The following is a 20,775-nucleotide window of genomic DNA, read 5'->3' on the forward strand; positions in this document are numbered from 1 at the left end:
TTCGCAAACCATGATCACCGCAACCGACCTCGAACTGCGTGCCGGCACCCGCATCCTGCTCTCCGACGCCACGCTGCGTGTCCAGCCCGGCGACCGCATCGGTCTCGTCGGCCGCAACGGCGCGGGCAAGACCACCTCACTGCGCGTCCTCGCGGGCGAAGGCGAGCCCTACGCAGGCGAGCTGCGCCGATCGGGTGAGATCGGCTACCTGCCGCAGGACCCGCGCGAGGGCAACCTGTCCATCACCGCCAAGGACCGCGTGCTGTCCGCGCGTGGTCTCGACGAGCTGCTGCGCGAGATGGAGAAGGCGCAGTCGGCCATGTCCGAGCACGCCGACGACAACGTCCGCGACAAGGCCGTCCGCCGCTACGGCCGCCTCGAGGAGCGTTTCGCCGCGCTCGGTGGCTACGCGGCGGAGAGCGAGGCCGCGCGGATCTGCGCGAACCTCGGCCTGCCCGACCGCGTGCTCGCTCAGCAGGTCGGCACGCTGTCCGGTGGTCAGCGCCGCCGCGTCGAGCTGGCCCGCATCCTGTTCGCCGCCGCCGAGGCGGGCGCGGGCAGCGGCGGCTCCGGCACCACGCTGCTGCTCGACGAGCCGACCAACCACCTCGACGCCGACTCGATCAACTGGCTGCGCGGCTTCCTCAAGGCGCACAACGGCGGGCTCGTCGTGATCAGCCACGACGTCGAGCTGCTCGCCGACGTGGTCAACAAGGTGTGGTTCCTCGACGCCATGCGCGGCGAGGTCGACGTCTACAACATGACGTGGCAGCGGTACCTCGACGCCCGCGCCGCCGACGAGAAGCGCCGCCGCCGCGAACGCGCCAACGCCGAGAAGAAGGCGGGCGCGCTGCAGGCGCAGGCCGACAAGATGCGCGCGAAGGCCACCAAGGCGGTCGCCGCGCAGAACATGATGAAGCGCGCGGAGCGGCTGCTGTCCGGGCTGGACGAGGTCCGGCAGGCCGACAAGGTCGCGCGGATCCGCTTCCCCGAGCCCGCGCCGTGCGGCAAGACCCCGCTCCAGGCGGAGGGCCTGTCGAAGTCCTACGGCTCGCTCGAGATCTTCTCCGGGGTCGACCTCGCGATCGACCGCGGCTCCCGCGTGGTCGTGCTCGGCCTCAACGGCGCGGGCAAGACCACGTTGCTGCGGCTGCTCGGCGGCATGGAGGAGGCCGACGCGGGCGAGGTCGTGCCCGGCCACGGGCTGCGCATCGGCTACTACGCCCAGGAACACGAGACGCTCGACCACAGCGCGTCGGTGTGGGAGAACGTCCGCCACGCCGCGCCGGACACGCCGGAGCAGCAGCTCCGGTCGCTGCTCGGCACGTTCCTGTTCACCGGCGAGCAGCTCGAGCAGCCCGCGGGCACGCTGTCCGGTGGCGAGAAGACCAGGCTCGCGCTGGCGGGCCTGGTGTCCAGTGCCGCCAACGTGCTGCTGCTCGACGAGCCGACGAACAACCTCGACCCGGCGTCCCGCGAGCGGGTTTTGGAGGCTTTGCGGGGATATACCGGCGCAGTTGTGCTCGTCACACACGACCCGGGCGCGGTCGAGGCGCTGGAGCCCGAACGAGTGATCCTGCTGCCCGACGGCACGGAAGATCACTGGTCAGCGGACTATCTGGAACTGGTCCAGCTGGCCTGACCATTGCGCCATCCCGGTGAGGCGTGAGCGATTTCATAGGTATTTTCGATCTCGCCTGGCATTCCGCGCGCTCGTGTTCGATCATTGCCACGGCAGGTGTTCCACTAAACCTCCGTGACACGCTACGGAAGGCGGACGACGTGGCTGATCTGAAGAAGGGCGCGCGGATCACCGGCAGTACGCGCGACAAACTGGCAGCCGACCTCAAGAAGAAGTACGAGAAGGGTGCCAGCATTCGTGCCCTGGCCGAGTCGACGGGGCGGTCGTACGGTTTCGTGCACCGCGTCCTGTCAGAATCCGGGGTGACGTTGCGCGGCCGGGGTGGCGCAACGCGAACGAAGAAGAAGTAACCGGGTCACGCTTGGATGCCGCGGGTGTCGGGGCTCGCGATCGGATCGTCGTCAGTGTCGGGGTCTCCTGCTGGGGGCCTGGTGTTTTCGCCGGTCGGGCCCGCAGGCGTCCTGGTCCCCTCCTCTCGCGCGGCGGCGAAGCCGAGCATCGCGCCGGACATCGCCAGTGGGTACACGAGATAACCCCAGCGTGTGGCCGGTGCGAGGGTGATCGCCGTCCCGAGGCCCACCGCGGTGCGCAGCATGACGTCCGCGGGGTCGCGTGGCGGCCGGATCACCAGCCACACCGCGATGGCACCGGCGGCCAGCGCGAGCAGTGCGAGGGACACCGCGTGCCCGACCGGGCCGAGCTGCGCGATCAGATGTCCTGGCAGCGGGCTCGCGGCGGGTGAACCGGCCTCGCCGAGCCCGGCCGGGTAGAGGACCACGTGCTCGACGAACGACTGGGGGTCGACCGACAGCACCGGGATCACCAGCACCGCGCTCGTGATCAACACTGTACCAAAGAAGATCAACAACGCTCGCCCGCCGCGCGCGGCGAAGATCGCGACGGCGACCACGGCGAGCGCGGGCAGGGCCGTGAGCTTCATGTTGATGACCACGGCCAGGGTGACGCCTGCCCAGACCGGGGCAGCACGGAACGCCAGCGCCGCACCGAGCACGATCAGGGCGATCACCGGGATGTCGTCGCCCGCCACCACCACCGTCAGCAGCGTGAGCGGGCTGACCGCGGCGAGCTGCGCCGCGAGCACCGGCACCCGCGGCCTGCCCATCACCTGCCACGCCAGCGCGACGACGAGCACGGTGACGACCGCGAACGCGATCCGCGAGTCGGTCAGCGCCCCGTCGCCGAACAACGCGCGCGGCAGGCCGAAGAACGTCATGGCCGGGCCGTAGGGCGTGTAGTCGTCGGGGTGCGGCGGCCTGCCCAGCAGCCCGAGGTCCGGGTACGGCGTGCCGTGCTCCAGCAGCAGGCTCGCGGACCGCTCGACGACCCACACCTCGGGCTGCGCCGGGAACGACCACGGCCAGTTCCCCCACACGAACCCGGGGTCGCGGCGGAAGACCAGCACGAACAGCGGCACGACCCCGGCGAGCAGCCCCGCGACCACCACGGGTGTCCAGCGCGACGCCAGCCAGGCGACCTTCGTGCTGGTCACGAGCTGCGCGACCGAAATTGTCAGTGCCAGGAGATAACCTGCCGTGGCGAAGTTGCCCCACACGCGATAGCCGTAGAACTCGGAGAACATCGCGTTGCCGGCGGCGAAGAGCAGGCTGACACCGTAGAAGAACAGGTCGAGACGCAACGCTCGTCGACCGGTCCGCTCCACGCGGGCAGGCTATCGGGCCGTGTCCACGTGTTCGCTCTCCGGGTAACCGGGAAGGCGCCGACCACCACCGGCGTTGCCGAGATCGGGCAGAGGAGGGGTGCACGTGGAGAACAGCTGGATGCTGATGCGTGGCGCCATGCACGCGAAGGACGCGCCGAAGGGGCTGAAGAAGGGCACGATCCGCCGCGTCTACGCGTTCGCGGGACCGCACCGGGGCAAGCTGGTGGTGTTCCTGCTGCTGACGATGATCTCGGCGGTGCTCGCCGTGAGCACGCCGCTGCTCGCGGGCGAGGTCGTGAACGCCATCGTGGGCGGCGGCGCGGTGTCGGTGGTGGTGTGGCTCGCGGTGGCGATCGCGGGTGTGGCGGTGGCGGACGCCGGGCTGGGGCTGGCCGAGCGGTGGCAGTCGTCGCGCATCGGTGAGGGACTGATCTACGACCTGCGGCGCGCGGTGTTCGGGCACGTGCAGCGGATGCCGGTGGCGTTCTTCACCCGGACGAGGACGGGTGCGCTGGTGTCGCGGCTCAACAACGACGTGATGGGCGCGCAGCGGGCGTTCACGTCGACGCTCGCCGGGCTCGTGACCAACGTGATCCAGCTGGTGCTGTCGGTCGGCGTGATGCTGACGCTGTCGTGGCAGGTGACGCTGCTGGCGCTGGTCCTGTTACCGATCTTCGTGCTGCCCGCGCGCCGGATGGGCAAGCGGATGGCGGACCTGCAGCGCGAGTCGGCCACGCTGAACGCGTCGATGACCACGCAGATGACCGAGCGGTTCTCGGCGCCGGGCGCGACGCTCGTGAAGCTGTTCGGGCACCCGCGCGCGGAGCTGGAGGAGTTCTCCGGGCGCGCGGCGCGGGTGCGCGACATCGGGGTGCGCTCGGCGATGCTGACCCGCTGGTTCATGACGAGCCTGACGCTGGTGTCGGCGCTCGCGCAGGCGCTGGTGTACGGGCTCGGCGGGTACCTGGCGATCACGGGTGCGCTGGACCCGGGCACGGTCGTGGCGCTCGCGCTGCTGCTCACGAGGCTGTACACGCCGCTGACCGCGCTCGCGAACGTGCGCGTGGACGTGATGACGGCGCTGGTGTCGTTCGAGCGCGTCTTCGAGGTGCTGGACCTGAAGCCGATGATCGCCGAGAAGCCGTCGCCGACGACGGTGCCCGCCGGTGGCGTGTCGGTGGAGTTCGACGACGTGCACTTCGCGTACCCGTCGCCGGAGCAGGTGTCGCTGGCGTCGCTCGAGGAGGTGGCGGTGCTCGACAAGCGGGGTGGCGAGGAGGTGCTGCACGGGGTGTCGTTCCGCGCCGAGGCGGGGGAGATGGTGGCGCTGGTCGGGTCGTCGGGGGCGGGCAAGTCGACGATCGCGTCGCTCGTGCCCAGGCTCTACGACGTGTCGTCCGGCACCGTCCGGTTGTCCGATGTGGACGTCCGCGACCTGTCGTTCGACGCGCTCCGCGACGCGGTCGGCGTCGTGACCCAGGACGGTCACCTGTTCCACGACACCATCCGCGCGAACCTGTTGTACCCCAGGCCGTCCGCGACGGAGGACGACCTCTGGGCGGCGCTGGCGCGGGCCCGGCTGGACGACCTGGTGCGCAGCCTGCCGGACGGCCTCGACACGGTGGTGGGGGAGCGCGGCTACCGGCTGTCCGGCGGCGAGCGGCAGCGGCTGACGATCGCACGCCTGCTGCTGGCGTCGCCGCGGGTCGTGATCCTGGACGAGGCGACCGCACACCTGGACTCGGAGTCGGAGGTGGCGGTGCAGGAGGCACTGGCGGACGCGCTGACCGACCGCACGGCCATCGTGATCGCGCACCGCCTGTCGACCATCCGGGCCGCGGACCAGATCCTGGTGGTGGAGGCGGGCCGCATCGTCGAACGCGGCGACCACGACACGTTGCTGGCGGCGGGCGGCCGCTACGCGGAGCTGTACCGCACCCAGTTCGCAAACCAGCCGGCGGCGGCCTGACCCGAGCCCCGGCCAGGCCGCGGTGCGCTACGAGGGGGACCAGGCAGGCGAGCCGAGCTGGTCACCCTCGCGGTGGCTTCGCCTCGCTCGGTTCCCCACTGACCGAGTCGCGGGTACTCATCCACGGCGGGCTGATCGCGGTGAGCACCCGGGCGAGCCGCCACGGTCGGCGGCCCCACGCGACGAGCTTCCCGCTCGCGAGTGGGCCCCGGATGGCCTGCATGCCGATGAAGATCAGCATGAGCGCCGGCGTGGCCGTGACCTCGGCCCTGCGCCGCCGCCGTGACGGTGGCCGCCGGGACCGGCGAGCAGGGTCGGTGTCGAAGCCGAACAATGCGAACAGGTGGGGCGATCAAGGGCTTGGTCCGCGGGTGCGCCCCGCTCGTGGCACGCGGTCCGGACGGCGACCACGTGACACCCCACGGTTCGCGGGCCGGCCGGATCGTGGGCGACGGCCGCCTGCGTGTGCGTGCGGTCAGGTGAGCAGGTCCTCCGGGCGGTCGACGTCCGCGCCGGTGGCCACGTCCTCGCACGGCACCGCCGTCACCTCGTGTGCGGCCAGGTACGGGCGCGCGCCCGCGTCGCCGGTCGCCAGTGCCGACACCTCCGCCCACCGGTCGCGCCCGATCAGCACCGGGTGGCCGGGCACGCCGTCGTAGGTCGCGCGCGCCAGCACGGACGGGGACGCGAGCCCGACGAACCGGCGCACCGCTGCCGCGGTCACCCCCGGCGTGTCGACCGGCAGCACGACGACCGCCTCGCAGTCGGTCCGGGGGAGCGCCGCGAGGCCGGTCCGCAACGACGACCCCATGCCCGACTCCCACTCCGGGTTGTCCACAAGGGACGATCCGGACAACACCGCGGTGCTCCGGACGTCCGCGGCCAGTGCGCCGAGCACGACCACCACGGGTGCGCACCCGCCCGCGTGCAGCGCGTCGGCCGCGTGCTCGACGAACAACCGCCCGTCGTGGCGCACCAGCGCCTTCGGCATCCCGAACCGCCGGCCGGCGCCCGCGGCCAGGAGCAATCCCGCAACCGTCACACCGGCAAGCCTAGGCCCGGAACGCCGCCACGTGGTCCCGTGCCCATTCCGCGTACGTCCGCGCGGGGCGGCCGAGCACCTCCTCGACGGTGGGGAGCGGGACGAGCGCCGCCGACCAGTCGACGTCGTCGAACGACGTGCCGCCGGCCGAGTACTCCTCGAAACCCAGCAGGAAGCCCGCGTTCTCCGCCGCCCAGCCGCCCTGCCGCTCGAGGATCGCCCTGGCCTCCGCCGCGCTGACCTCCTCGAACCGCACCTCCTCGCCGAGCGCGCCCGCGATCGCGGCCACCTGCTCGCGGCGCGTCAGCAGCTCCGGCCCGGTCAGGTCGTACCAGCGCCCGCTGTGCCCGTCCTCGGTCAGCGCGGCCACGGCCACCGCCGCGATGTCGCCGTCGTGGATCGCCAGGCTCGGCGCGTCCGGCTGCGCGTACCGCACCACCCGGTCCGCGCGGATCATCGGGCCCCACAACCGTTCCGTGTTCGACGCGAAGTCGCCCGGCCGCAGGTGCGTGTACGCCAGACCCGACGCCTCCACGGCCTGTTCGACCGGCAGCTGGAAGTCCGTGTCGAAGCCACCCGTCACCGCGCCCGACGACAGCGTCACGATCCTGGTCACCCCGGCCGCCTTCGCCCGCGCCACCACCTCGGTCGCGGTCCTCGGCTCGGGGAACAGGTACATCCGGTCCACGCCGTCGACCGGCACCGACGCCGGGTCGAGGAGGTCGCCGCGCACCACCTCGACACCCGGCGGGAAGGCCGCGCCCGCCGGGTTCCTCGTAATCGCCCGCACCTCGTGCCCCGCCTCGGCGAGCTGCGTGACGACGTGCCGCCCCACATGACCGGTCGCGCCGGTCACCAACACCTTCATGACACTCCCAAAAAAGTGGGTACACCGTACGCATAAACAGTACCACCTACGATGGCGGTCACCATGACCACCGAGGACGACAAGGCCGCGAGCTTCGGCGGCGGCGCCGCGTCGGCAGCGACGATGGCGCTGCTGTGGGGGACCAAACCGGCGCCCACGCGGGGCCGAAAACCGGGTATGACGGTGCCGGGGATCGTGGCGACGGCCATCGCGATCGCCGACGCCGAAGGGCTCGACGCGCTGTCGATGCGCCGCGTCGCCGACGAGCTCGGCGTCGGCACCATGTCGCTCTACCGCTACCTGCCGGGCAAGACCGAGCTGTTCGAGCTGATGCTCGACGCGGTGATGGGCGAGGACGGGCCGCCGGAGCCGGACCCGGCGGGCTGGCGCGCGAGCCTCGCCGCCTTCGCCCGCAGGAGCCTCGCGGGCTACCGGCGGCACCCGTGGCTGCTGGAGGCGTCGATCTCGCGCGGCCTGATGGGCCCGAACCAGACCGCGGCACTGGACGCGCTGCTGCGGATGATCTCCGGCATCGGGCTGACGAACGGTCAGATGATGGCCGTGGTGGGGCTCGTGGTCGGCTACGTGCAGGGCCGCGCCCGGCAGCTCGCCGACCGCGCGCGGGCCGAGCAGCGTTCCGGCGTGTCCGACGAGCAGTTCTGGCGCGCCTTCGCGCCGCTGCTCGACGAGCACCTGGACGCGGACCGGTTCCCGGTGCTGGCGGCCGTGTGGCGGGACGACGAGCTGAGCTGGGAGGACGAGTTCGAGTTCGGGCTCGAACGCGTGCTGGACGGGATCGAGGCGTTCGTGAACGGCCCAGGGAACGGCCCAGGGAACGGCACAGGGAACAGGGAGAGTGGTCGGTGACGGTGACACCTCGGCTGCGGCGGCGGGGTGCGAGCGGCGGTGGCGTGCGTGCCGCCGTGCTCGTGCTCCACGGCGGTCAGGAGAACAGCACGGCGCCCGCGGCGCCGTGGCAGCCCGCGTACCTGCGGATGATCCCGTTCGCGCGGGACCTCGCGCGGGCGCCGGGGGTCGCGGTGTGGCAGCTGTGCAACCGCTACCGCGGCTGGAACGCACCCGGTCTCGACCCGGTGGCCGACGCGCGCTGGGCGGTCGGCGAGCTGCGCCGGGCGCACCCCGGCGTGCCGGTGGCGATCGTCGGGCACTCCATGGGCGGCCGGGTCGGGCTGCGGGTCGCCGACGAGGACGCCGTGACCGCGGTGTGCGCGCTCGCGCCGTGGACGCCCGACGGTGAGCCGGTGGCGCAGCTGGCCGGGCGGACGGTGTTCATCGCGCACGGCGACCGCGACACCACGACCGACCCCGCGCTGTCATACACCTACGCCGAACGCGCCAAGGAGGTCACCGAGGCAGTGGCCAGGTTCGACGTCCGCGGCGATGGCCACGCGCTGCTGCGCCGCCACCGCGAGTGGACGCGGCTGGTCAGACGGTTCACACTCGGTGTGCTGGGTGTCGTCGACGTCGACCGCGAGATCGCGGAGGCGCTCGCGAAACCGGCGCCGGCAGGACTCCGTGTGCCCATTTGATCACCGTCTCGTACGGTGTGCGACGTGATGCGCAACCTCGGTGCGGTTCCCCACGTCCTGGTTCGTGACGAAAGGGTGGGGAGATGAGTTATCAGCCGCCGCCACGCCGGCCCGGTCCGCCGCCACGGCAGGGCCCCGGCTACGGCCGTCCGCAGGGTGGGAGCCGCAAGCCGCCTTACCACCAGACGCAGATGCTGCCGCTGCCCGGACAGGAGCAACGGCCGAACTACGGGCCGCCACCGAGACGCGACGACCACCACCAGCCACCGCCCGGCCGCGGCGAGGGCTACCCACCGCCACCACCCCGCAGGCCGCGCCGCCGTCCGCGCTGGGGCCGCCGGATCGGGATCGCGTTCCTGGTCCTGCTCCTGCTGATCGGCGTCGGCTTCTTCTGGATGGACTCGTCGCTGAACCGCGTCGCCGCCATCGAGGACTACCCCGGCCGCCCGGCCGAGGCCGCGGGCACCAACTGGCTGATCGTCGGGTCGGACAGCCGCGAGGGCCTGACCCCCGAGGAGCAGGCCAAGTACCACACCGGTGACCCGACCAGCAAGCTCACCGACACGATCATGATCGCGCACATCCCGGACAACGACACGAAGCCGACGCTGGTGTCGCTGCCCCGCGACCTGCGCGTGGAGGTCCCCGGCGAGGGCCGGATGCAGATCAACGCCGTGTACGGGCGGGGCGAGGCGCCGCTGCTGGTGAAGACCGTCGAGGCCAACACCGGGCTGCGGATCGAGCACTACGCGGAGATCAGCTTCCTCGGCTTCGCGGGCATCGTGGACGCGGTCGGCGGTGTCGAGATGGACATCCCCGCGAAGATGGTCGACCGGCAGACCGGCGCCGTCATCCCCGCGGGCAAGCAGACGCTCGACGGTGTGCAGGCGCTCGCGTTCGTGCGCATGCGGAAGTCGGACGCGACCCCGCGTTCGGACCTCGACCGCGTGGTGAACCAGCGCAAGTTCATCGGCGCGCTGGCGGGCGAGATGGCCAGCCCCGGCTCGCTGCTGAACCCGTTCACGTTGTTCCCCATGGTCAGCGAGGCCACCGACGCGCTGACCGTCGACGAGGGCGACCACCTGTGGCACCTCGCGAGCCTCGGGTTCGCCATGAACGGCATCTCCGACGGCGGCACGGTGACGACGACGGTGCCGGTGACCGGCGCCGACGCGCACACCATGGACGAGGCGCGCTCCCAGCAGCTGTGGGACGCGTTGCGCGAGGACACCGAGATCCCCGCGGACGTGATCGAGAACTGAGCACGCACGAGGCCCCGGGACCGTTCGGGTCCCGGGGCCTCGTCGCGGCTCATGCGGCGCGGGCGCGCAGCACCTCGAGCGCGCGGTCGGCGTGCACGGCCATCCGCAGCTCGCTCTTGATCACGTCGAGGACCGTGCGGTCGGTGTCGATGACGAACGTCTGGCGCCGGGTCAGCAGCGGGCCGAAGCTGCGCCGCACCCCGAACTGCCTCGCCACCTCGCCGTCCACATCGGACAGCAGTGGGTAGTCGAAGCCGTGCTTGCCGCTGAACTCCGCCTGCTTCGCCACCGCGTCGGGGCTGATCCCGACCCGGTGCGCGCCGACCGCGGTGAACTCGGCGGCGAGGTCGCGGAAGTGGCAGCTCTCCGCGGTGCAGCCCTTCGTCATCGCGGCCGGGTAGAAGAACAGCACCACCGGTCCGGTCTCCAGGAACTCCCGCAGCGCGCGGGTCGTGCCGGTCTCGTCCGGCAGCTCGAAGTCCGGTGCCCGCTCCCCAACCTTCATGCGTGTTCCCTTCCTCAGGTGCCACCATGTGCTCCGTGGACGTCACCGCCGCTCCCAGTCTGCCGCGCCGCCTCGCCCGCGCGGTCACCGAGGTGCTCTCGCCCGCTGTGGTCGTGCCGCTGCTGTCGTTCGCCGTCGCGTGGCACGGCACCGCGCACGACGTCGTCGCGACGGCCGGCTGGGGCCTGCTCGTGACGGTGTTCTACTGCGCGATCCCCATGGCCATCGTCATCCGCGGCGCGCGCGGCGGGCGCTGGGAGGGGCATTGGGTGCGCGAACGCGAGCGCAGGCTGGTGCCGTTCCTGCTGATCCTCGTGTCCACCCTCGCCGGCCTGGCGGTCATGCTCGTCGGCAGCGCGCCGGGCGACGTGCTGGCGCTGGCGTGGTCGATGGTCGCGACGCTGCTGGCGTGCCTGGTGATCACGCGGTGGTGGAAGGTGTCCGTGCACGCCACGGTCGCGGGCGGCGCGGTCGCGACGATCGTGCTCCTGTACGGGCCGTGGTACCTGCTGCTGGTGCCCGCGCTGGCGCTCGTGTGCTGGTCGCGGGTGGTGGTGGAGGACCACACGGTCGCGCAGGTGGTGGTCGGCGCGGTGCTCGGCCCGGTCGTCGGCGGGGTGGTGTTCCTCGCGCTCAGGTGAGGCCGGGGTGGCACCCGGCTGCCGTCCGCTCGCGACTAGGGGATCAGGAGGACGCGGCCGAGCTGTTCGCGGTTCTCGAGGATGCGGTGCGCGGCAACGGCTTCGCCGAGTGGCAGTCGCGTGTGGACGGACACGCGCAACCGCCCCGCCGCGAGGTGCCCCGCCAGCTCGGCGACCTCGGCCGCGGCCCGCTCCGGCGCGGCCGCACGCCAGGCCAGCAGCGAGAAGGCGGTGACCGTGCGCAGGCCGACCAGGTCCATCACGGGGACGTCGCCGAACTCGCCGGACGCCACGCCGTAGGCGACGAGCCTGCCGAACGGGGCGAGCAGGTCGATGCCCGTGCGCAGCACGGCCCCGCCGACCGAGTCGAGCACGACGTCGAGGCCGCGCGGCGCCGCGGCCCGCACCTGGTCGGGCCAGTCGTCCGCGGTGTAGTCGATCGCCACGTCCGCGCCGTGCGCGCGGGCGAACTCGAGCTTGGCGGCCGACCCGGCCGTGGCGATGACCGTGCCCGCGCCCTCGAGCTTGGCGAGCTGGACGGCCAGGTGGCCGATCGTGCCCGCGGCGGCGTGCACGAGCACGGTCTCCCCGGCCGCGACCCGGCCCGCGCGCACGACCCGCAGCGCCACCGGCGCGGGGCTGGGCAGGACGCTCGCGGCGCCGTCGTCGAGGCCGTCGGGCACCTCGGCGATCGCGGCCGCGTCGGCGAGCACGAAGTCGGCGAACGCGTCCCTCGCCGCCAGCGCCGCGACGCGCCTGCCGGTGAGGGTCGCGGCCACGCCGGGACCGGTGGCCTCGACCGTGCCGACGACGTCGCCGGTCGGCGAGCCGGGCAGCGGCATCGTGAACAGCGACCCCGCCGACGGGCCGCGGCGGAACTTGGTGTCCACGAAGTTGGCGCCGATCGCCGTCGTGCGGATCAGCACCTGCCCCTCGCCGGGGACCGGCACGTCCACCTCCTCGACTTTCAGCACGTCAGGGCCGCCGTAGGCGTGGAAGCGGACGGTGCGCACGGTATTCTCCTGGTTCGACGAACTAACTGGACCAGCGGTCAAGTTACTACTAACTGGACCGGCGGTCCAGTACGGGGTGAGGTGACGCATGCGCCAGGACGCGGCCCGCAACCGCCGCGCGATCCTGCTCGCCGCGGAGGAGCTGCTCGGCAGGCACCGGCCGGACGAGGTGACGATCGAGCAGGTCGCGGCGGCGGCCGGGGTCGGCAAGGGCACGGTCTTCCACCGCTTCGGCAACCGGATGGGGCTGATGCTGGCGCTCATGCAGGAACGCGCCTTCGAGCTCGGTGAGGCGGTCCGCAGCGGTGAACCGCCGCTCGGCCCCGGCGCCCCGCCCCGCGAGCGGCTGCTCGCGTTCCTCACGGCCGTGGTCGAGGTCGTCGGGCGCAACAAGGGCCTGATGGCGGCGCTGGGCGCGGAGGTCGCGTCGATGCCGAAACCCCACGACGGCCCGGCCCGCGAACACCCCGTCTACCAGTTGTGGCACGGGCACGTCAGCGCGCTGCTGGCGGAGGCGAACCCGGCGCTGGACGCGGAACTGGTCGCTGACCTGCTCCTGGCGGGCCTGCACAGCGACCCGGTCCTGCGCCTGCTGGAACGCGGCGACACCGACCGCCTGACCGCGGCACTGCACGCACTGGCCGAGGGCGTGCTGCGTGGCTAGGACCCTCGCCGAGGTGTACCGGCGCTTCGGCGAGGTCGACGCCGCTGGGACGCTGTACGAACGCGTCGCCGTCGCGGTGAGTGAGTCGGCGGCGGCGCTGCGCGCCGTCGAGGCGGCACCGGCACGCAGGCGGCGGCCCGCGCTGATCCTCGCCGCACTGCACGACCTCGCCATCGCAGGCCGTGCGCCCGCGCTCGCCGCGGCCTACGCCGCCCGCGACGGTGACGCCGCCGCCACGGCGGCCGTCGACACGTTGCTCAATGAGACCGACGAGGTCGCGGTCATCGCCGCCCGGCGCACGACGCGGACCGGCGAGACCGGGCGCTGCGCGGTGCTCTACCCGGCCATCGCCGAGGCGGCGCGGCGGGCAGGCGCGGACGCGGTCGGCCTGATCGACGTCGGCTGCTCGGCCGGGCTCAACCTCACGGTCGACCGCGTCGCGATCGCCTACGACAACGGGCAGGCACTCGGCGACCCGTCGTCTCCCGTGCGGCACACGGCGTCGGTGGTGGGCGACCGGCCCGTGCCGGCGCGGGCGATGCCCGAGGTCGTCGCGCGCATCGGCGTCGACCTCGATCCCGTCGACGTCACCGACCCGGACGACGCCCGCTGGTTGCGTGCCTGCCTGCCGCCGGAACAGGTCTCCGTGCTCGACGCGGAACTGGCGCTGGCGGCGACGGCCCCGCCGCACCTGCTGCGGGGTGACGTGATCGACCTGCTGCCCGAGGCCTTCGCCCGGGTGCCGGACGACGTCCTGCCGGTCGTCACCACGACGTGGGCGCTGAGGGACTTCTCGCTGGAGCAGCGGCTGCGTTTCCTGCACCGCCTCGACGACGCGGCGACCCGCAGGCCGGTCGCGTGGGTGTCCGCGGAAGGCGTCGGCGTCGCCCCCGCGATCCCGACCTTCGGCGACCGCCGCGCCTCCGGCCACAGCATCATCGGCGTGGCCGTGTTCGAGCACGCGGCGCTGCGTGCCGAGGGCGTCGGCCGCACCTGGTCCCAGGGCCGCATGCTGTCCTGGCTGGCCTAGTCGTCCAGTTCCCGCCTGCCGCGCTCGAGGTGGTCGACGTCCACGCGCTCGCTCGCGATGGCGGCGACCGCCGACTCGGCCGCCGCCACCAGTGGTTCGATCTTCGCGAGTGCCTCACCGCGTGCGGGTGGCGGCACGGCGGCGGCCGCGACCAGTTGCTCGTCCAGCTCCCGCAGCTGCTGCTCGACCGCGACGCGCCGCTCGATCTCGGCCGCGTCACCCAGCGGTTGCGCCGACAGGAACCGGGCCGCGGCCACCAGCCTGCGGTGCAGCTTGGCCTCCGGCGAGTGCGCACCGGCCCACTCGCGCGGCACGTTCGCGGCCAGGCCCGTGCCGAGGGACTCGGCCGCGCGCCGCCGCCCCTTGGCGGCGAGCGCGACGGCGAACCCGAGCGCGGCGGCCAGCACCACCACGAGCAGCACGACGATCACGGTGCCCACGTCAGCCTCCACGCGTGGATTGGTAGAGGTACACCAGCCCGGCCACCACGATGACCGCCACCACGACGGCGATCGCGACCTTGAATTTGCTGATCGGCCGCCTGCCCTGGACCTCGCCGGTGACGCCGTTGATGCACACCTGGAACGGCCTGCCCTCGTACACGACGGTCAGGAGCCACACCGGCAGCAGCAGGTACTTGAACCGCATGTCGTACCAGTGCGAGTTCTTCGAGTGCACCCGCTGCTGGTCGCCGCCGATGTCGCGGCGGACCGTGCGGTCGATCTCCGCCTCCATCTGCTGCCTGGCCTGGCCGAAGCAGTCCTCGGCGGTGCGGTCGTAGGTCCGGCTGAGGTGCCCGGCGACGTACTCGGCCGAGTACGGCCGCGCCTGCTGCGTCGGCCACGGCTCGAGCGCGGCCACCTTCTTCTCGTCCAGCCCGGTGTTCGCGAGGACCGGCAGGTCGTCGAACCGGTTGTGCACGCGGCCCGACGTGGGGGTCCAGCGGATCCGCGTCTCGGTGCGCCTGTTCTCGCCGGATCCGACGGTGACGGTGTACGTGGTGCCGCGCTCGCCGCGGTAGTCGGTGTCGGCCGTCGCGTCGAAGGTGAAGTAGGAGACGTACACGCTCGCGAACGAGCCGGCCTCGCTGTACTTCTTGAACTCGGTGGGCGCGAACCAGCGGCTCTTGATCCACTTCTCGACGACGTCACGGGCGGCGGGCTCGGCGACCTGGAACGGCAGGACCGCGTCCACGGGCAGGCGGTCGGGTGAGTCGTGGACGTCGTCGCGCTGGATCGGGGTCGCGCAGTACGGGCAGCGGGTCGCGGTCAGCGAACCGCTGAAGGTGGTGTGCCCGCCGCAGTTCTGGCAGACGATCTCCTTCTCGGCGCCCTGCTGGACGAGCGTGCGCGCCCGTGCCGAGCTGATGCCGCGCAGGTCGTGCTCGACGACCTGCCTGCCGGCGTCCTCGATGATCGGCTGCTCGTTGCCGCAGCTGGGGCACTTGAGCCGCTGCGCGCCGATGTCGAACACGAGCTGCGCGCCGCACTGGTGGCACGGGTAGGTGCGGGTCTGCTCGGTCGTGTGCAGTGTCGCGCGCAGGGGTTGCCCGGGCGCGGCCCGCGGTGGCTGGGGGAGCGGTGGCGGTGCGTGCGGCGGTACTTGGTGCGGTCCTTGGTGCGGGCCGCTGGGCAGGGGCGGCGGCCCGCCGGGTAACGGCGGCGGGCCGCTCGGCTGCGATGGCGGGAGCGGCGGCGGGCCGCTCGGCCCGGTCACGCGGTGCCCGCGGGCGCGGCGCCGGGCAGCGGCGGCGGTCCGGCCGGGGCGAACAGCGTGGCCAGCGCGGGCACGGTCTGCGCGGCCGCCCAGCCGGGCATCTCGTTCGTCCACGCGAGGGTCGCGGGCGTGACCTGCCCGGCGGCGATCAGCGGGCGCAGCTGGTCGGGCGTGTAGGGCCCGGCGGCCTGGCCGTTGATCTCCACGTGGAACTGCTGTGCCGTCGGCAGGGGCGGCGGCCCGGCGGGCGGCGCCGCGGCACCGGCCATCATGCCGCCCATCTGCTGGCCGAGCGCCATGCCCAGCCCGGCGCCCATCATGCTGCCCGCGCCACCGCCCGGGTTGCGGGCCGCCTCGACCATCGCCTCCGCGGCGGCGCCCTGCTGGAGGCGGTCCATGGGGCCGACGTTGTCCAGGTAGCGGGCCTGCTCGACGCCGCGGGCGACGCCGCGCGTCATGGCCTGGGTGACCTCTTCGGGCAGGGTGATCGTCATGACGATGTCGTCGATCTTGAGGCCGAACTCGTCGTCGACGCGCTCCTGCACGTAGTCCCTGAGCTTCGCGGCCAGCTCGGACTGCTTGCCCTGCAGGTCGATCACGCCGAGGCCGGTCTCGAGGACCATGTCCGAGAAGGCCTGCGTGATCACCCGGCGCAGCAGCTCGGCGATCTCGTCGGTGCTGACGGAGGAGTCGGTGCCGATCACCTCGCGGAGGAAGATCTCCGGCTCGGCGATGCGCAGCACGCACAGCCCGTTGGCGCGCACCTGGACCATCGTGAAGTCGGGATCGCGCACGGTCACCGGCGAGGGCGTGCCCCACCGCAGGTCGGTGACCGGGCGGGTGTTGATGAAGTACACCTCGCTGCGGAACGGGCTGCGGAAGCCGTGCGCCCACCCCTGCAGCGTCGAGAGGATCGGCAGGTTCTCGGTCACCAGCTCGTAGTGCCCCGGGCCGAACTTGTCGGCCAGCTGCCCCCGGTACACGAACACGGCCTGCTGGCCCTCGCGCACGATCAGCTCGGCACCGTTCTTGATCTCGTTCTCGTAGCGGGGGAACCGCCAGGCAAGCGTCGACCGGCTGTCGTCCAGCCACTCGATGATGTCGACCAGCTCACCTTTGAGCTTGGAGATGATTCCCATGCCGTTCCCTCCTGGCGGTGCTTCCACCCGTGCGTCGCTCGACCAGCCCGATCCGTGACGGTGACCTTCCCCCTGGCCGGGGTGAGTCTAGGCTGCCCTCCCGGGCGCCTTCGTCGGTCTCGGTGTCCTCCGGCAGGTCGGCCAGCTCACCGGCGAAGAACCGGTTCAGCAGTGCACGGGACGACCACCCGTGGGGTGTTCGAACCGGTAAGGACATCGGTCAGCTCCGGAGACGCCACCCAGACCCCGGAACAGCGACAACGGCGGCGCATCGAGTACGGGTCAGCGCAACGTGCGGCTGCGGCCCCGGAACTCGGCGATTACCTCGTCGCCCCTGGTGACCGTGACGTCGTAGATGCCGCTGCGGCCGTAGACCACCCGTTCCTCCGCCCGGGCGGTCAGCTCGTCGCCGAGGTGAGCGGAGCGTACGAACGTCACGTCGGCGCCCGCGGCGACCGTGACCGGGCCGTGGCTGTTGCAGGCGCACGCGAACGCGGTGTCGGCGAGCAGGAACACGTACCCGCCGTGGGCGAGGTCGTGGCCGTTGACCATGGTGTCGGTGATGGTCATGCGCACGGTGGCGTGGCCGGGGCCCGCGTCGACCAGGGTGATGCCGAGCGACCGGGACGCCAGGTCGTCGTCGAGCATTCTGCGGACGGACTCCGGCACCGGCACGTGGGGCTCCAGGGTGGTTCGAGCGGGCATCGTCGCTGGTGGGATATCACATCTTGCGAGAGCTACGCCACATCGGTTGCACATCCAAAAGTAGGACGACAAACTATTTTCATGGCGAAGACCCCGTTGCACCGGCCGAAGCACCCGGTCCGTTTCGTCACCGCGGCGAGCCTGTTCGACGGGCACGACGCGGCGATCAACATCATGCGCCGGATCCTGCAGTCGCAGGGTGCCGAGGTGATCCACCTCGGGCACAACCGGTCGGTCGCCGAAGTCGTGCGCGCGGCGATCCAGGAGGACGTCCAGGGTGTCGCGATCAGCGCCTACCAGGGCGGCCACGTCGAGTACTTCAGCTACCTCGTCGAACTGCTCGACGAGCACGGCGCGGGACACATCAAGGTCTACGGCGGGGGCGGCGGCGTCATCGTCCCCGAGGAGATCGCCCTGCTGCACGAACGCGGCGTGGCGCGCATCTTCTCGCCGGAGGACGGTCAGCGGCTGGGCCTCGCCCGCATGATCAACACAATGATCGAGGCCTGCGACCACGACCTCGCCGACCGGCCGGAGCCCGCCGTCGAGGCGATCGTCGCGGGCGGGCACGACGTGCTGGCGCACACGATCACCGCGATCGAGGCGGGCAGGCTGTCCGACGACACGCTCGCCGCGCTCCGCGACGCCGCGGCCAAACGGCAGGTGCCGGTCCTCGGCATCACCGGCACCGGCGGCTCCGGCAAGTCGTCGCTCACCGACGAGCTGGTCCGCCGCTTCCGCGTGGACCAGCAGGACAAGCTGCGCATCGCCGTCCTCGCCGTCGACCCGACGCGCCGCCGCGGCGGGGGTGCGCTGCTCGGCGACCGGATCCGCATGAACTCCCTCGGCGGCGTCGGCGGCGACGACGGCGCCCAGATCTACTTCCGCTCGATGGCCACCCGCGGCGCCGTCACCGAGGTGCCCGAGGCGCTGACCGACGCGATCGCCGCGTGCAAGGCCGCCGGCAACGACCTGGTGATCGTCGAGACCCCGGGCATCGGGCAGGGCGACGCCGCGATCGTGCCGTTCGTCGACACCTCCCTGTACGTGATGACGCCGGAGTTCGGCGCCGCGTCCCAGCTCGAGAAGATCGACATGCTGGACTTCGCGGACGTCGTCGCCATCAACAAGTTCGAGCGCCGCGGCGCCGAGGACGCGCGCCGCGACGTGGCGCGCCAGATGGTCCGCAACCGGGAGGCGTTCGGCGTCTCCTGGGAGGACATGCCGGTATACGGCACCAGCGCCGCCACCTTCAACGACGACGGCGTCACCGCGCTCTACCACCACCTGCGTGACCTGCTCGCCGAGGGCGGCCTGGCCGTCGGCGAGCCGACGCTCGCCCCCGTCGCCGGGAAGGTCTCGACGCGGGCCGCGACCGTCGTGCCGCCGCAGCGCGCGCGGTACCTGGCGGAGATCGCCGAGACCATCCGTGCGTATCACAAAGAGACCGACGACCAGGTGGCCGCGGTCCGCGAGCACGACGCCCTGACCCGGGCACGTGACGCCCTCGAACGGTCCGGCGCGGGCACCGACGACCTGGACAAGCTCGTTGCCGAGGCGGAGCGGCGGGTCGCCCGTGACACCGAGGACCTCCTCGACCGGCACCGGAAGCTGGCCGAGGACTACGCGGGCGAGGAACTGGTCGTGAAGGTCCGCGACAAGGAGCTGCACACGCAGCTGTGGCGCGAGACCCTGTCCGGCACCCGCCTCCCCCGCGTCGCGATGCCGCGCTTCGACGACGACGGGTCGCTGCTGCGCTTCCTGCGCAAGGAGAACCTGCCCGGCTATTTCCCGTTCACCGCGGGCGTGTTCCCGTTCAAGCGGGACAGCGAGGACCCGGCCCGCATGTTCGCGGGCGAGGGCGACGCGTTCCGCACCAACCGCCGGTTCCGCTACCTGTCCGATGGACAGCCCGCGACCCGCCTGTCCACGGCGTTCGACTCGGTCACGCTCTACGGGCACGACCCGGACACCCCGCCCGACATCTACGGCAAGGTCGGCACGTCCGGCGTCTCGATCGCGACGCTCGACGACATGAAGGCGCTCTACGACGGCTTCGACCTGACCGCGCCCACCACGTCCGTGTCGATGACGATCAACGGCCCGGCGCCGACGATCCTCGCGTTCTTCCTGAACACGGCCATCGACCAGACCGTCGACAAGTTCGTCGCCGAGCACGGCCGCCAGCCCAGCGACGAGGAGCGCGAGGAGCTGGCCGCCTGGGCGCTCGCCAACGTGCGCGGCACCGTGCAGGCCGACATCCTCAAGGAGGACCAGGGGCAGAACACCTGCATCTTCTCCACCGAGTTCAGCTTGCGGATGATGGCGGACATCCAGGAGTGGTTCATCGCCAACAAGGTCCGCAACTTCTACTCGGTGTCGATCTCCGGCTACCACATCGCGGAGGCGGGCGCGAACCCGATCAGCCAGCTCACGTTCACGCTGGCCAACGGGTTCACCTACGTCGAGTCCTACCTCGCGCGCGGCATGCACATCGACGACTTCGCGCCGAACCTGTCGTTCTTCTTCTCCAACGGCCTGGACGCCGAGTACAACGTGATCGGCCGGGTGGCCAGGCGGATCTGGGCCGTGGCCATGCGGGAGAAGTACGGCGCGAACGAGCGGTCGCAGAAGTTCAAGTACCACGTGCAGACCTCCGGCCGGTCGCTGCACGCGCAGGAGATGCACTTCAACGACATCCGCACCACGCTGCAGGCGCTGTGCGCGCTCTACGACAACTGCAACTCGCTGCACACCAACGCCTACGACGAGGCGATCACCACGCCGACGGAGTCGTCGGTGCGCCGCGCGATGGCGATCCAGCTGATCATCAACAAGGAGTGGGGGCTGTCGAAGAACGAGAACCCGCTGCAGGGCTCGTTCATCATCGACGAGCTGACCGACCTGGTCGAGGAGGCCGTGCTCACCGAGTTCGAGCGGCTCTCCGAGCGCGGCGGGGTGCTCGGCGCGATGGAGACCGGCTACCAGCGCGGTCGCATCCAGGACGAGAGCATGCTCTACGAGCAGCGCAAGCACGACGGGTCGCTACCGTTGATCGGGGTGAACACGTTCCTGCCGTCGAGCGAGAACGCCGAGGAGCTGCCGACGATCGAGCTGGCCCGCGCGACCGAGGAGGAGAAGCGGTCGCAGGTGGAGCGGACCAGGGCGTTCCAGGCGGCGCACAAGGCCGAGGCGGAGGAGGCCCTGCGGCGGCTTCGCGCGGCGGTGGCGGAGGACCGTAACGTGTTCGGTGAGTTGATGGCCGCGGCCAGGGTGTGCACGCTGGGACAGGTCACCGACGCCTTCTTCGAGGTCGGTGGTCAGTACCGGCGCAATGTCTAGGGAGCA

General features: G+C 72.0%; 20 protein-coding genes. 10 read left to right on the plus strand and 10 right to left on the minus strand.

Annotated elements, in window-relative coordinates; translation table 11 throughout:
* The first annotated feature begins 10 nt into the window (after positions 1–10).
* On the plus strand, positions 11–1,642 hold the full coding sequence (locus ACYQ77_RS24930; RefSeq protein WP_459715293.1) for an ABC-F family ATP-binding cassette domain-containing protein: 1,632 nt from the start codon (positions 11–13) through the stop codon (positions 1,640–1,642).
* Positions 1,643–1,782: 140 nt separating this feature from the next.
* The gene (locus ACYQ77_RS24935) at positions 1,783–1,992 is read left to right on the plus strand and encodes a helix-turn-helix domain-containing protein (protein WP_133909271.1); all 210 of its coding nucleotides are present in this window, start codon (positions 1,783–1,785) and stop codon (positions 1,990–1,992) included.
* A 5-nt stretch (positions 1,993–1,997) separates the two neighbouring features.
* Here the strand turns inward: ACYQ77_RS24935 and ACYQ77_RS24940 are convergent, their stop codons facing one another.
* Positions 1,998–3,323, minus strand: a complete 1,326-nt coding sequence (locus ACYQ77_RS24940; RefSeq protein ID WP_459715295.1) for a glycosyltransferase 87 family protein — start codon at positions 3,321–3,323, stop codon at positions 1,998–2,000.
* Between the two features lie 103 nt (positions 3,324–3,426).
* On the opposite strand from ACYQ77_RS24940, the gene ACYQ77_RS24945 reads away from it, so the two are divergent.
* Positions 3,427–5,292 (plus strand): ABC transporter ATP-binding protein, encoded by a 1,866-nt coding sequence (locus tag ACYQ77_RS24945; protein WP_459715297.1) that lies wholly within the window; start codon positions 3,427–3,429, stop codon positions 5,290–5,292.
* A 61-nt stretch (positions 5,293–5,353) separates the two neighbouring features.
* Here ACYQ77_RS24945 and ACYQ77_RS24950 read toward each other — a convergent pair whose 3' ends face one another.
* The 3 genes from ACYQ77_RS24950 to ACYQ77_RS24960 all read right to left on the minus strand — a co-directional run bounded on the left by ACYQ77_RS24950 (position 5,354) and on the right by ACYQ77_RS24960 (position 7,202).
* The gene (locus ACYQ77_RS24950; protein WP_459715299.1) at positions 5,354–5,533 is read right to left on the minus strand and encodes a hypothetical protein; all 180 of its coding nucleotides are present in this window, start codon (positions 5,531–5,533) and stop codon (positions 5,354–5,356) included.
* A 234-nt stretch (positions 5,534–5,767) separates the two neighbouring features.
* Positions 5,768–6,334, minus strand: a complete 567-nt coding sequence (locus ACYQ77_RS24955) for a nucleotidyltransferase family protein (protein WP_459715301.1) — start codon at positions 6,332–6,334, stop codon at positions 5,768–5,770.
* 10 nt (positions 6,335–6,344) lie between these two features.
* Positions 6,345–7,202, minus strand: coding sequence for an SDR family oxidoreductase (locus tag ACYQ77_RS24960; protein WP_459715303.1), 858 nt, complete (start codon positions 7,200–7,202; stop codon positions 6,345–6,347).
* Positions 7,203–7,265: 63 nt separating this feature from the next.
* Between ACYQ77_RS24960 and ACYQ77_RS24965 the strand changes: the two genes are divergently transcribed.
* The 3 genes from ACYQ77_RS24965 to ACYQ77_RS24975 all read left to right on the plus strand — a co-directional run bounded on the left by ACYQ77_RS24965 (position 7,266) and on the right by ACYQ77_RS24975 (position 10,014).
* The gene (locus ACYQ77_RS24965; RefSeq protein WP_459715305.1) at positions 7,266–8,069 is read left to right on the plus strand and encodes a TetR/AcrR family transcriptional regulator; all 804 of its coding nucleotides are present in this window, start codon (positions 7,266–7,268) and stop codon (positions 8,067–8,069) included.
* Positions 8,066–8,752, plus strand: a complete 687-nt coding sequence (locus ACYQ77_RS24970; protein WP_459715307.1) for an alpha/beta hydrolase — start codon at positions 8,066–8,068, stop codon at positions 8,750–8,752. Before ACYQ77_RS24965 ends, ACYQ77_RS24970 begins: the two co-directional genes overlap by 4 nt.
* A gap of 83 nt (positions 8,753–8,835) precedes the next feature.
* The gene (locus ACYQ77_RS24975; RefSeq protein WP_459715309.1) at positions 8,836–10,014 is read left to right on the plus strand and encodes an LCP family protein; all 1,179 of its coding nucleotides are present in this window, start codon (positions 8,836–8,838) and stop codon (positions 10,012–10,014) included.
* 49 nt (positions 10,015–10,063) lie between these two features.
* Here the strand turns inward: ACYQ77_RS24975 and ACYQ77_RS24980 are convergent, their stop codons facing one another.
* Positions 10,064–10,519, minus strand: coding sequence for a peroxiredoxin (locus ACYQ77_RS24980; RefSeq protein WP_459715310.1), 456 nt, complete (start codon positions 10,517–10,519; stop codon positions 10,064–10,066).
* 35 nt (positions 10,520–10,554) lie between these two features.
* On the opposite strand from ACYQ77_RS24980, the gene ACYQ77_RS24985 reads away from it, so the two are divergent.
* Entirely contained in the window at positions 10,555–11,160 is a 606-nt protein-coding gene (locus tag ACYQ77_RS24985) for a hypothetical protein (protein WP_459715312.1), read from the plus strand.
* A gap of 35 nt (positions 11,161–11,195) precedes the next feature.
* Here the strand turns inward: ACYQ77_RS24985 and ACYQ77_RS24990 are convergent, their stop codons facing one another.
* Entirely contained in the window at positions 11,196–12,173 is a 978-nt protein-coding gene (locus tag ACYQ77_RS24990; RefSeq protein ID WP_459715314.1) for a quinone oxidoreductase family protein, read from the minus strand.
* A gap of 88 nt (positions 12,174–12,261) precedes the next feature.
* On the opposite strand from ACYQ77_RS24990, the gene ACYQ77_RS24995 reads away from it, so the two are divergent.
* Together ACYQ77_RS24995 and ACYQ77_RS25000 are read left to right on the plus strand one after the other, a co-directional pair.
* Positions 12,262–12,837: a TetR/AcrR family transcriptional regulator gene (locus ACYQ77_RS24995; RefSeq protein WP_459715316.1), complete on the plus strand. Its 576-nt coding sequence runs from the start codon at positions 12,262–12,264 to the stop codon at positions 12,835–12,837.
* A complete protein-coding gene (locus ACYQ77_RS25000; RefSeq protein WP_459715318.1) occupies positions 12,830–13,867 on the plus strand; it encodes a DUF2332 domain-containing protein in 1,038 nt (345 codons plus the stop codon). Before ACYQ77_RS24995 ends, ACYQ77_RS25000 begins: the two co-directional genes overlap by 8 nt.
* Here ACYQ77_RS25000 and ACYQ77_RS25005 read toward each other — a convergent pair.
* From ACYQ77_RS25005 to paaI, 4 genes are all read right to left on the minus strand, one after another.
* The gene (locus ACYQ77_RS25005; RefSeq protein ID WP_459715320.1) at positions 13,864–14,319 is read right to left on the minus strand and encodes a hypothetical protein; all 456 of its coding nucleotides are present in this window, start codon (positions 14,317–14,319) and stop codon (positions 13,864–13,866) included. The two genes, ACYQ77_RS25000 and ACYQ77_RS25005, sit on opposite strands and share 4 nt — an antisense overlap.
* The gene (locus ACYQ77_RS25010) at positions 14,309–15,583 is read right to left on the minus strand and encodes a hypothetical protein (protein WP_459715321.1); all 1,275 of its coding nucleotides are present in this window, start codon (positions 15,581–15,583) and stop codon (positions 14,309–14,311) included. The genes ACYQ77_RS25005 and ACYQ77_RS25010 overlap by 11 nt, the downstream gene beginning before the upstream one ends.
* A complete protein-coding gene (locus tag ACYQ77_RS25015) occupies positions 15,580–16,722 on the minus strand; it encodes an SPFH domain-containing protein (protein ID WP_459715323.1) in 1,143 nt (380 codons plus the stop codon). The genes ACYQ77_RS25010 and ACYQ77_RS25015 overlap by 4 nt, the downstream gene beginning before the upstream one ends.
* A 282-nt stretch (positions 16,723–17,004) precedes the next feature.
* Positions 17,005–17,370, minus strand: a complete 366-nt coding sequence (gene paaI, locus ACYQ77_RS25020) for a hydroxyphenylacetyl-CoA thioesterase PaaI (RefSeq protein ID WP_459715810.1) — start codon at positions 17,368–17,370, stop codon at positions 17,005–17,007.
* Between the two features lie 138 nt (positions 17,371–17,508).
* On the opposite strand from paaI, the gene icmF reads away from it, so the two are divergent.
* Positions 17,509–20,769, plus strand: a complete 3,261-nt coding sequence (gene icmF, locus ACYQ77_RS25025) for a fused isobutyryl-CoA mutase/GTPase IcmF (RefSeq protein WP_459715326.1) — start codon at positions 17,509–17,511, stop codon at positions 20,767–20,769.
* The last annotated feature ends 6 nt before the right edge of the window (positions 20,770–20,775 follow it).

The sequence above is a fragment of the Actinophytocola sp. KF-1 genome, assembly GCF_054661535.1.

Coding starts and splice junctions, on each gene's coding strand:
- ACYQ77_RS24930 (WP_459715293.1), top strand. CDS start 11: ATGATCACCGCAACCGACCTCGAACTGCGTGCCGGCACCCGCATCCTG.
- ACYQ77_RS24950 (WP_459715299.1), bottom strand. CDS start 5,533: ATGCTGATCTTCATCGGCATGCAGGCCATCCGGGGCCCACTCGCGAGC.
- ACYQ77_RS24960 (WP_459715303.1), bottom strand. CDS start 7,202: ATGAAGGTGTTGGTGACCGGCGCGACCGGTCATGTGGGGCGGCACGTC.
- ACYQ77_RS24965 (WP_459715305.1), top strand. CDS start 7,266: ATGACCACCGAGGACGACAAGGCCGCGAGCTTCGGCGGCGGCGCCGCG.
- ACYQ77_RS24975 (WP_459715309.1), top strand. CDS start 8,836: ATGAGTTATCAGCCGCCGCCACGCCGGCCCGGTCCGCCGCCACGGCAG.
- ACYQ77_RS24980 (WP_459715310.1), bottom strand. CDS start 10,519: ATGAAGGTTGGGGAGCGGGCACCGGACTTCGAGCTGCCGGACGAGACC.
- ACYQ77_RS24995 (WP_459715316.1), top strand. CDS start 12,262: ATGCGCCAGGACGCGGCCCGCAACCGCCGCGCGATCCTGCTCGCCGCG.
- ACYQ77_RS25015 (WP_459715323.1), bottom strand. CDS start 16,722: ATGGGAATCATCTCCAAGCTCAAAGGTGAGCTGGTCGACATCATCGAG.
- paaI (WP_459715810.1), bottom strand. CDS start 17,370: ATGCTCGACGACGACCTGGCGTCCCGGTCGCTCGGCATCACCCTGGTC.
- icmF (WP_459715326.1), top strand. CDS start 17,509: ATGGCGAAGACCCCGTTGCACCGGCCGAAGCACCCGGTCCGTTTCGTC.